This is a genomic window from Lentisphaera araneosa HTCC2155, assembly GCF_000170755.1.
GTDB lineage: Bacteria > Verrucomicrobiota > Lentisphaeria > Lentisphaerales > Lentisphaeraceae > Lentisphaera > Lentisphaera araneosa.
The window spans coordinates 195,793-203,801 of sequence record NZ_ABCK01000009.1 but is presented as its reverse complement, the minus strand read 5'-3'; the positions used below and the strand labels follow the sequence as shown (position 1 = coordinate 203,801).

The 8,009-nt window shown below is 40.9% G+C and carries 10 protein-coding genes; 6 read left to right on the top strand and 4 right to left on the bottom strand.

Translation table 11 applies throughout. From position 1 onward, the window contains the following. The coding region (locus LNTAR_RS11370) for a LacI family DNA-binding transcriptional regulator (protein ID WP_007278853.1) at nt 1-914 on the bottom strand (914 nt) is incomplete at its 3' end. 320 nt (nt 915-1,234) lie between these two features. Between LNTAR_RS11370 and LNTAR_RS11365 the strand changes: the two genes are divergently transcribed. The 5 genes from LNTAR_RS11365 to LNTAR_RS11345 are packed head-to-tail and all read left to right on the top strand — an operon-like array spanning nt 1,235 to nt 3,307. Further along, nucleotides 1,235-1,714, top strand: a complete 480-nt coding sequence (locus LNTAR_RS11365; RefSeq protein ID WP_007278852.1) for a DUF3592 domain-containing protein — start codon at nt 1,235-1,237, stop codon at nt 1,712-1,714. After that, nucleotides 1,707-2,027, top strand: a complete 321-nt coding sequence (locus LNTAR_RS11360) for a hypothetical protein (RefSeq protein WP_007278851.1) — start codon at nt 1,707-1,709, stop codon at nt 2,025-2,027. Before LNTAR_RS11365 ends, LNTAR_RS11360 begins: the two co-directional genes overlap by 8 nt. Before the next feature lies 1 nt (nt 2,028). Continuing rightward, nucleotides 2,029-2,526, top strand: a complete 498-nt coding sequence (locus LNTAR_RS11355; protein WP_007278850.1) for a hypothetical protein — start codon at nt 2,029-2,031, stop codon at nt 2,524-2,526. A gap of 33 nt (nt 2,527-2,559) precedes the next feature. Continuing rightward, on the top strand, nt 2,560-2,832 hold the full coding sequence (locus LNTAR_RS11350) for a hypothetical protein (RefSeq protein ID WP_007278849.1): 273 nt from the start codon (nt 2,560-2,562) through the stop codon (nt 2,830-2,832). Between the two features lie 7 nt (nt 2,833-2,839). Further along, nucleotides 2,840-3,307, top strand: a complete 468-nt coding sequence (locus tag LNTAR_RS11345; protein ID WP_007278848.1) for a hypothetical protein — start codon at nt 2,840-2,842, stop codon at nt 3,305-3,307. Here LNTAR_RS11345 and LNTAR_RS11340 read toward each other — a convergent pair. The 3 genes from LNTAR_RS11340 to LNTAR_RS11330 all read right to left on the bottom strand — a co-directional run bounded on the left by LNTAR_RS11340 (nt 3,304) and on the right by LNTAR_RS11330 (nt 6,485). Then, on the bottom strand, nt 3,304-4,587 hold the full coding sequence (locus LNTAR_RS11340) for a class I SAM-dependent RNA methyltransferase (RefSeq protein WP_157473501.1): 1,284 nt from the start codon (nt 4,585-4,587) through the stop codon (nt 3,304-3,306). The two genes, LNTAR_RS11345 and LNTAR_RS11340, sit on opposite strands and share 4 nt — an antisense overlap. An 84-nt stretch (nt 4,588-4,671) precedes the next feature. Next, nucleotides 4,672-4,902: a hypothetical protein gene (locus LNTAR_RS11335; RefSeq protein ID WP_157473498.1), complete on the bottom strand. Its 231-nt coding sequence runs from the start codon at nt 4,900-4,902 to the stop codon at nt 4,672-4,674. A gap of 128 nt (nt 4,903-5,030) precedes the next feature. Beyond that, nucleotides 5,031-6,485 (bottom strand): sulfatase family protein, encoded by a 1,455-nt coding sequence (locus LNTAR_RS11330; protein WP_007278844.1) that lies wholly within the window; start codon nt 6,483-6,485, stop codon nt 5,031-5,033. A gap of 277 nt (nt 6,486-6,762) precedes the next feature. Here LNTAR_RS11330 and LNTAR_RS11325 point away from each other — a divergent pair, with 277 nt between their 5' ends. Further along, nucleotides 6,763-8,007 (top strand): MFS transporter, encoded by a 1,245-nt coding sequence (locus LNTAR_RS11325; protein WP_007278843.1) that lies wholly within the window; start codon nt 6,763-6,765, stop codon nt 8,005-8,007. Nucleotides 8,008-8,009 lie beyond the last annotated feature (2 nt).

Here is an 8,009-nt window from a genome sequence, read left to right as displayed (position 1 = left end):
TACTGCAAGAGCTCAACAGCCCTATCCGTCATTTCCGGTAAGTTGTAGATAGCCGCAGTGATTGCCGTGTCATCTTTTGAAGATGGATCGAAGCCACAGACTTTGACATCACCTGGAACTTTTTTGCCAAGAGCCTGCAACTCTGCAATGACATTTTTAGCAATTTTATTACTCATGCATAGGACGCCATCAATTGTTCCGTCTGCCACTATTTCACGTGCAATTCCTTTACCTACATCAGCAGAGTCGCTTTCTTTCAACCAAGTCGTCTCTTGAGGAGTTTTACCGATTTCAAACATCGCTAAGCTATAACCGAGGAAACTATTTCTCGTAACAAAGTGACCAAAATCATTCGATGCAAAAGCTATGTTTTGACAGCCCTTTTCTAGTAAACGCTTCGCCATGAGTTGATAACATTGAACATAATTGACGCTAACTACATCAAAATTATCGAGATAACCTGGGTGATTAACCGCCACTGCAGGGATTTTCATCTGCTTGAGTTCTTTAAGGATCTTGTGGTCATTATCAATATCTAATTCGACCAAGAGCACTCCAGAAACTAAACCGTCCTTTAAAAAGGCTGGTGGCTCATCATCCAAGGCAATATTATGCATCAAAGCTTGTTTCCCCTGATGGTACAGGGAAATTTCCATCGCGTGATACAAACGGTCTCCTAAAACACCGCCGCTAGCGAAAGTCGTCGGCTCCCTTTTATAAATAATACCCACATAAGCATTATCAGTTTTATTCGATTTGCGGCCGCGCTTTTTATAGCCCATGCGTTCAGCCAAAGCGACAATTTCATTGCGAACTTCAGGTTTAATTCCCGTTTGCTCAGGATTCAATGCGCGTGACACCGTTGCAGTAGAAACATTAGCGCGATCAGCTATATCTTTTACAGTTACTGACATAAATCTATTCTCTTAAATTATTTATTGAAATTAAATTAACGCTCTTTGTGCTTAAGTAAACGATCAAATAGATATTTTACGTAAACATCATGCAAAATACGCAACAAATTTGCCCTTGTACTAAACCCCACATTACTTGTGGGGCTATTTAAAGTGCCATCGCTCTGCGATGTAAGTTTTCATCGTCACCTGATTAATTGTAAAGAATTACGTTAAATCAAGTCAATCTCCCTTGATAAAAGACTCTTTGCTTGAAGCTATCACTTGAAATCACAAGCACAAAAGCTTAAAATAAATCTTCATCATTACGGGAGTGGGATATGATCATAGATAAGTTTTTAGATAAAAATTCCAGCGAAGCCATGTACTTTGCTGGTTTGACGCTTAGCATTCCTCTTCTATGCCTCGGCATCATATGGGCTATTTTGTCAACAGTTATTCTCTTGAGTTTTGATACTTCATTAGCAACAGTTATCGATCATAAAACAGAGAAAGATACCGAAGGAAATATGTCATACACCGCTATTGTTGCATATCAATCTGTTAACGGACCTGCTCAGACAAGCACACTCACTCTGAGCTCAAGTGAAAAATCACCCCCTTTACAAAAACAAGTCAAAATTCTTTATAAGACCAGTAGTCCTAAGCTCGTGTTTATTAAAAGTTTCAAAGGCTTATATTTCACCCCTTTATTTCTCCTTGTTTTAGCTTTTTTCAGCCACCTCATAAGTCTCGCCCACAAAAAAGCCTACAAAAACTCTCTCATCAACAAACAACAGGATCTAGTTTCACATGCATAAACATGATGCTGCTCGTTCTTATCAAGAACAAAAATTTGACGGCCGCCGAGAGTTAAGCTCCTCTGTGATAATAGCCTCCCTACTTTGGATTAGTGATATCTTTGTTCCTATGGAATTTAGGCAAGAGCCAATCTATAACCATCCCGGTTTACTCATCATTCCCGCCCTATTACTTTACCTTATTGGTTTTGGTAAAGCTATCAGAAGCAAAGGCTACGAGCCCGCAATGTTTCTTTTAGCCTTCACCGGATTAATAGGACTCTTTATTCTCTTTATTTTACCTAACAAAAACGATTCAAACGACGGCACTTAACATGAAAGCACTTAAAATTATTCTTTGCGGACTCGGCATTATTATTGGCACCGTATTAACCATTGGTCTGGCCTTCCTTGATCGTGGCCCAGAAACCTATGTCTACCAAGCAAGGCACATCCCCAAGCGTTATCTCAAGCAAATCCACAAGATGGAACTACTGGAAAAAGATGAACGCATTAAATACTTTTATTCCGATGGCCTTATCAACATCGATGAAGGTATGTATTTCATTACCGATAAGAACATCGTTTTATACTCGAAAGATTGGCCCGAACCCAAAGAAATCATTTCTTTTAAAGATATTGCGAACATCGAAGTTCAATACAGCACCAGCTGGATCGATGATACCTGGGTCATGGTTGGCACAGATAACTATGACTACGAATTTCCTCTCTCAAAGGAACGTGATGGCGATGAAAAATTTGTGGAATATCTTCAACAACAAGTCAGTGAAGATATTCCTTTCACTAGCTATGAAGTGTCGGCTAACGAGTAAAAAGTAACTAAGAAAATTTTAAAAAGGCGAAACATGGACCCTCTCAATTTAAAAGATAAAGTCATCTCAATCACGATTAAAGATGATGGTATCAACCACGACCTCATCGACCCCAAATTCACCGAAATCCACGGACGCATGTTCATCACAGGCACTGTCCCCAAAGGGCATGCAGAATCTTGCTGGACTGACAATTGTGATGGTGGTGTGGCCTGGGATCGAGTCACTGATTATGTTATTTTTGATTCCGTCGAAAGCTATCAATACGCCATCAAAAAATCTCACGAAAACGACAAAGACAAGTAGTTTTTCAATGAATCTCTACCCGCGCCTCATAATCATTTTACTGGTTTCATTCGTTTCTTCTTGTGCTTTTAAATCTCAACAACAAGCGATTACTCAACTCTATATTGAAGAAAGTGAAGTCAATTTAAGTCCCCAAGAAAGATCTCGACTTAGCAAACTCAGTATTGACTTGGTGGAGTCTTGCAACTTCACTTCAAAGGGCTACACGATTACTTTTGATGAAGTTGCCACTAAAAAAGCTTATCAACAAACTTTAAAAAGTGACCATTTAAAAATCACTTTTGTCCCTCCTATTGACGTGATTTGTCATGGAGATCAAATCAGTATACAAACTCTCGTCATCGGACCGATTGAGGGTGAATATGTTAAAGCCCCCTATGGACTGAACGACAGAGGGGAACTCATTGCTTTCGCTAAGTACTCAGGTCAACTTGCCGTCGAGCTCAAAACTATTATTGATTCAATTTCGAACTAAGCTTCAAATAAGACCATTGTTTCGAGATTTGGTGTTCCTGCAAACATATCTATTGGCTGAATGACTTTGGCTTTGTAGCCTTGCTTTTGCCATTCTAGAATTTCCTTGGGCACCACATCAGTGCCACAGAAAATCTGCAAGACACGCTTGGGACGACGTTTTGCGAGTTGCGCAATCACTCCGGGTTCACAGCCTTGGCGGGGAGGATCTAGGAGCATCAATTCAGTTTGCTTTGCTTGAGAAAATTTATTGTGAACTAAGTTCGCATCAATTTTTTCAGCGAAGAACTTCATGCGATTATGGCTTTTGAGACGCTTAGAAATTTCTTTTGCCGAATCAATCGCCGTAGTACTCATTTCATAGCCTAAGACATTCTTGCAGGACTGGCCTAAGGTATGACTAAAGAGACCATAACCACAGTAGAGATCGAGCAGCACATCATCCTTACTTGCTTTCAACATCGTTTTAGCGAGCTCGACCATTTCAGGAACCATCGATTCATTCACTTGGGAAAAACCTATGGGGCTGTAACGCATTAGTACGTCATCAACTTTAAGACCTAAAAGACGCGGTCCAAATAAATGTTTAATCTGCATCGTTTTAACGGGGCGTTCAGCTTCGAGGTAATAATCCGATCGCGAAGGGTCAAAGTAGACCATGGCGCCCTCAACAATATTCTCTTTTTTAAGCACATTTACTAATAACTTAACCTTGCGCATCACATCCGCATCCATCTTAAAAATATTTAAGATGAGGAATTGGCGATCATAATTGCCGCGAATAATCAACCAATTTAGGGCCCGCGCCAAAGAATAATAAGTTCGCTTAGAAAGTGTTTTTTGTAAAAAGTGATAAATGTCGTGGTGCTCACTGGGTTCTAAATCTGACTCAAGACAAACACCTGCCTTCACTGGCTTAGAAAAACCCAAACCGATTCCTGCTCCTTCCTGAAAAACACGACGCTTGGTGGTGGTTCGGTAATGTCTTGGCTTGGGAGAGGCAATAATGCTTTGCGCTTGCTTTTGAACCCCTGCTTTTTGGAGAAACTTAGCGAAGGCATCATTCTTTAACTTTAATTCCTGCTCATAGTTTAGCTGACTGATCGGCTCAGGTGACTGATCATCCCAAATTAAAGGGAAGATATCTTTGATTTCTTGCTCGAAAGAAGGCTGTTGATTCCTGCTATGCTTCGACATGGTGACTCCACTTAAAATTCCCTGCACTTTAGTTCCAGAAAACTTATTATCACCCAGAGGATTGAACTTATTTGCGATTATCACAAACTCTCCCAAGCGTGACCAACAAAAGAATAACCAAGTCATTTCCGACTTGGTTATTCTTCACTCATTAAGCATTAATGTCAATTAAAGTCCATATTGCAGCGGTGAATACGGGATGTTCTGTGGTGCTACTCCAGATGGCAAGTAAAAGCCCATAGCTAAAACAAAGGCCAAAACCATAAATAAAATAATCATGGCATTGAGTGCTAGGAACTTACTATCATTCCACATATCATGATATTCTTGCGAAACTTCACTCATATTATGCGGAACAACGCAGTGAGTAATCCAGTCTTTTGTTGATGCATTCATCATTGACTCCTTTTGTAAATAGTTACATACAATAAGGCAGGCTCAAAATCGTGGGTCTGTCTTTTCTATTCTTAATATATGACAAACTTTGCCGTTTCGTAAGTCCTCTTTTAGCCTAGAGAATCCCCACGCTACTTCTTAGCTTTACGTTTCCCTCCGTAACCACCAAAATAGGGATGAACATCAAAGCCTCCATATAGGGGATCTTTCGCTCTCGGGTCGAATTTTTCGATCAATGCTTTTTGCATCTTCTTATCTAATTGCTCTAACACCGCTGCATATTCAGGGTCTTTAGCCAAGTTATTTGTTTGATCGGGATCTTTGACGAGGTGATAGAGTTCTTGAGCTGGCCTCTTAGCGAAACAAAGTTCATAAGCTCGTTTGGCTTGAGGATCCTTTTCTTTATTGTCAATGATATAATCTTTTGTAGGTCCCGCATCACAGTCCGAATACCACTGACCTGGCTTGTTTGTGTTGCCATTGCCTACGCCCATGGGCCAAAGCTCAGGACGATAATTGCGAATGTATAAGAAATCCTTTGTTCTTATCGCTCTAGATGGGTAGCCACCCATATTAGGTTTCTCTTGAGCTGGCGTGTGACGCTCTCTCCCAAAGATAGCGAAAGGGCGTTCAACTTTATCAATTGCCCCAGATTGCTCACTCAGCAATAAATTCACAAAACTTTTTCCCGTCATGGCTTTGGGAACTGGTACCCCACAAAGCTCTAAGAGAGTCGGTGCGACATCCGCAAAAGAAACAAAGTCGCGATTTTCAAGTCCAGCTTTAACACCCTTAGCCCAACGAAACACAAAAGGAACACGCGCACCTGAATCATATAAATTCCCCTTGCAACGGGGAAAAGGCATCCCATGATCACCCGTCATGATCACAATTGTATTTTCTAGGAGATCCTTTTCTTCTAAGAGTTTGAGCGCCGAGCCGACCAAGGCATCCCAATGCTGAACTTCGAAGTAATAATCCGCCACATCTTTACGCACAGTTAAAGCATCGGGGTAGTGATCAAAAAGATGCACTTTTGCAGGATCAATCCCACTCTTCACTCCCGAGTCTTTTTTATAGCCCCTATGTGGATCACTTGTGGCGAGCCAAAAGAAAAAATTTTTATCGGGCGCTTCAGTTTTATCAAAAAATTCAGATAAATCTTTATACGTACTACCCGCTGGATGGCCTCCATGGTGTTTTTCCCAAGATTCAATTTTCCCTGGCCCCCAAGTTTTAGGACGATTCTGACCGATCACATAAGACGAGTCTGCAAGTAAATGCACAAAGCTCTCGTGCTCGACGGGCAAAGTACTCCAAAGATTAGCTCCTGGACCTAACTGCCAGTGATATTTCCCCGTAATCACCGCATTGCGACTCGGTGTGCAAGAGGGGCTGGAGACATAAGTGTGATGAAAAAGCATTCCCTCTTTTGCCAAACGATCAAAATTTGGAGTTTTCACACCTTCGTCACCATAGGCACCTGCATGAGGCCAGCCCCAGTCGTCTGCCATACAAAACAAAATATTTGGTTTCTCAGCTGAAGCCCAAAGTGAGATCGATAAGAAAAAAACTAATAAACGCATAAACACCCTTCTTTTGATAATTATTATAGAGTACTACTCCACCAAATTTTAATGATTAACAATTCTCATAAAGTTTTTAATACAGGAAAATGCTCAATTTGATCAAACACTTTCACAAGATAGACGTAAGGCCGTGCAACATAAATGGCCACAATAACACAATCTTAATATACATAAAATGTTTTTGTTTTTTACTAAAAAACACAATTTTAGTTTGATTTTATCGACTTGGGACTGTATATCTTAAATTAAATCATTACTATTTAAGGAGCTTCTAGTGAGCGATACCAGCCAAAACAAATCTCATGTTAAACAACTCTCCATCATGATGTTTCTCCAATTTTTCATCTGGGGCGCATGGTACACTTCCGTGAGTTTATTTATGAGTACTCAAGGAATGGAAAAAGATATTTACTGGGTCTATACTGCTGGCCCTCTAGGAGCTATCATTGCTCCATTCTTCATTGGATTAATTGCTGATCGATTCATCAACACCGAAAAAGTATTAGGTGGTCTCTTTATACTTGGATCTGCTTCCATGCTCATTCTTCCACAATTAGCGGGCCCAGGAAAATCAAGCATCGTAAATACCTGTATCCTCCTGCACATGCTCTGTTATATGCCAACACTCGCTCTAACGGCAAGTATTTCCTTCAAACACCTAAGCGATGGAGTTAAACAATTCCCGATAGTTCGCGTTTGGGGAACTATTGGATGGATCGCAGCCGGCTTACTCATCAGCTTTTTAGATGCTGAAAAAACAGCTCTACAATTTTACATCGCAGGTGGCGCCTCCCTACTTCTTGGTTTCTTCTGCTTTTCTCTTCCCAAAACCCCAGCCCCCCTCAAGGGCGAGCCTATTAAATTTAAGGACCTCATATTCTGGGATGCTTGGAGTTTGATGAAAAAACCATCCTTTGCCGTTTTCATCATCTCTTCCTTCCTCATATGTATACCTCTTGCTGCTTATTACGCTTACCTACAAAACCAAATGTCTGCTATGGGCATTACAAATGTCGCCGCTGCTAAAACTTTAGGGCAAGGCTCTGAAATCGTTTTCATGCTAATGATGCCATTTTTCTTCCGTAAACTGGGCGTCAAAAAAATGATTGCCATCGGCGTTTTTGCCTGGGCTGTGCGCTATGCGCTTTTTGCTTTCGGAGCCAGCGAAAACCTCACAATGATGATCTATGCTGGCATTTTCCTTCACGGAATCTGTTATGACTTCTTCTTTGTCACAGGTCAAATTTACGTTGATCAAGCGAGTCACAAAAATGTTCGCAACCAAGCGCAAGCTCTTAATATTTTTTGGACACAAGGAGTCGGTCTTTTTCTAGGTGCAATCATTTGCGGTAAATTTTACAATGCCGCTTTTGGTGACAAATCGGGCATTAACCCAGAGAACCTATCTCTTTGGCCATCATTTTGGTGGCCGCTCGCCATCATGGCCGGCGTCATCCTCGTCATATTCCTTCTCGCTTTCAAGCACAAAGATGACCCCAAAGCTGAAATCAATCATTAAAT

Bases quoted from the DNA above. Each gene is read 5' to 3' on its own strand.
- LNTAR_RS11345 (WP_007278848.1), top strand. From the start codon at position 2,840: ATGAATCTCTACCCGCGCCTCATAATCATTTTACTGGTTTCATTCGTT.
- LNTAR_RS11335 (WP_157473498.1), bottom strand. From the start codon at position 4,902: ATGATGAATGCATCAACAAAAGACTGGATTACTCACTGCGTTGTTCCG.
- LNTAR_RS11330 (WP_007278844.1), bottom strand. From the start codon at position 6,485: ATGCGTTTATTAGTTTTTTTCTTATCGATCTCACTTTGGGCTTCAGCT.
- LNTAR_RS11365 (WP_007278852.1), top strand. From the start codon at position 1,235: ATGATCATAGATAAGTTTTTAGATAAAAATTCCAGCGAAGCCATGTAC.
- LNTAR_RS11355 (WP_007278850.1), top strand. From the start codon at position 2,029: ATGAAAGCACTTAAAATTATTCTTTGCGGACTCGGCATTATTATTGGC.
- LNTAR_RS11360 (WP_007278851.1), top strand. From the start codon at position 1,707: ATGCATAAACATGATGCTGCTCGTTCTTATCAAGAACAAAAATTTGAC.
- LNTAR_RS11350 (WP_007278849.1), top strand. From the start codon at position 2,560: ATGGACCCTCTCAATTTAAAAGATAAAGTCATCTCAATCACGATTAAA.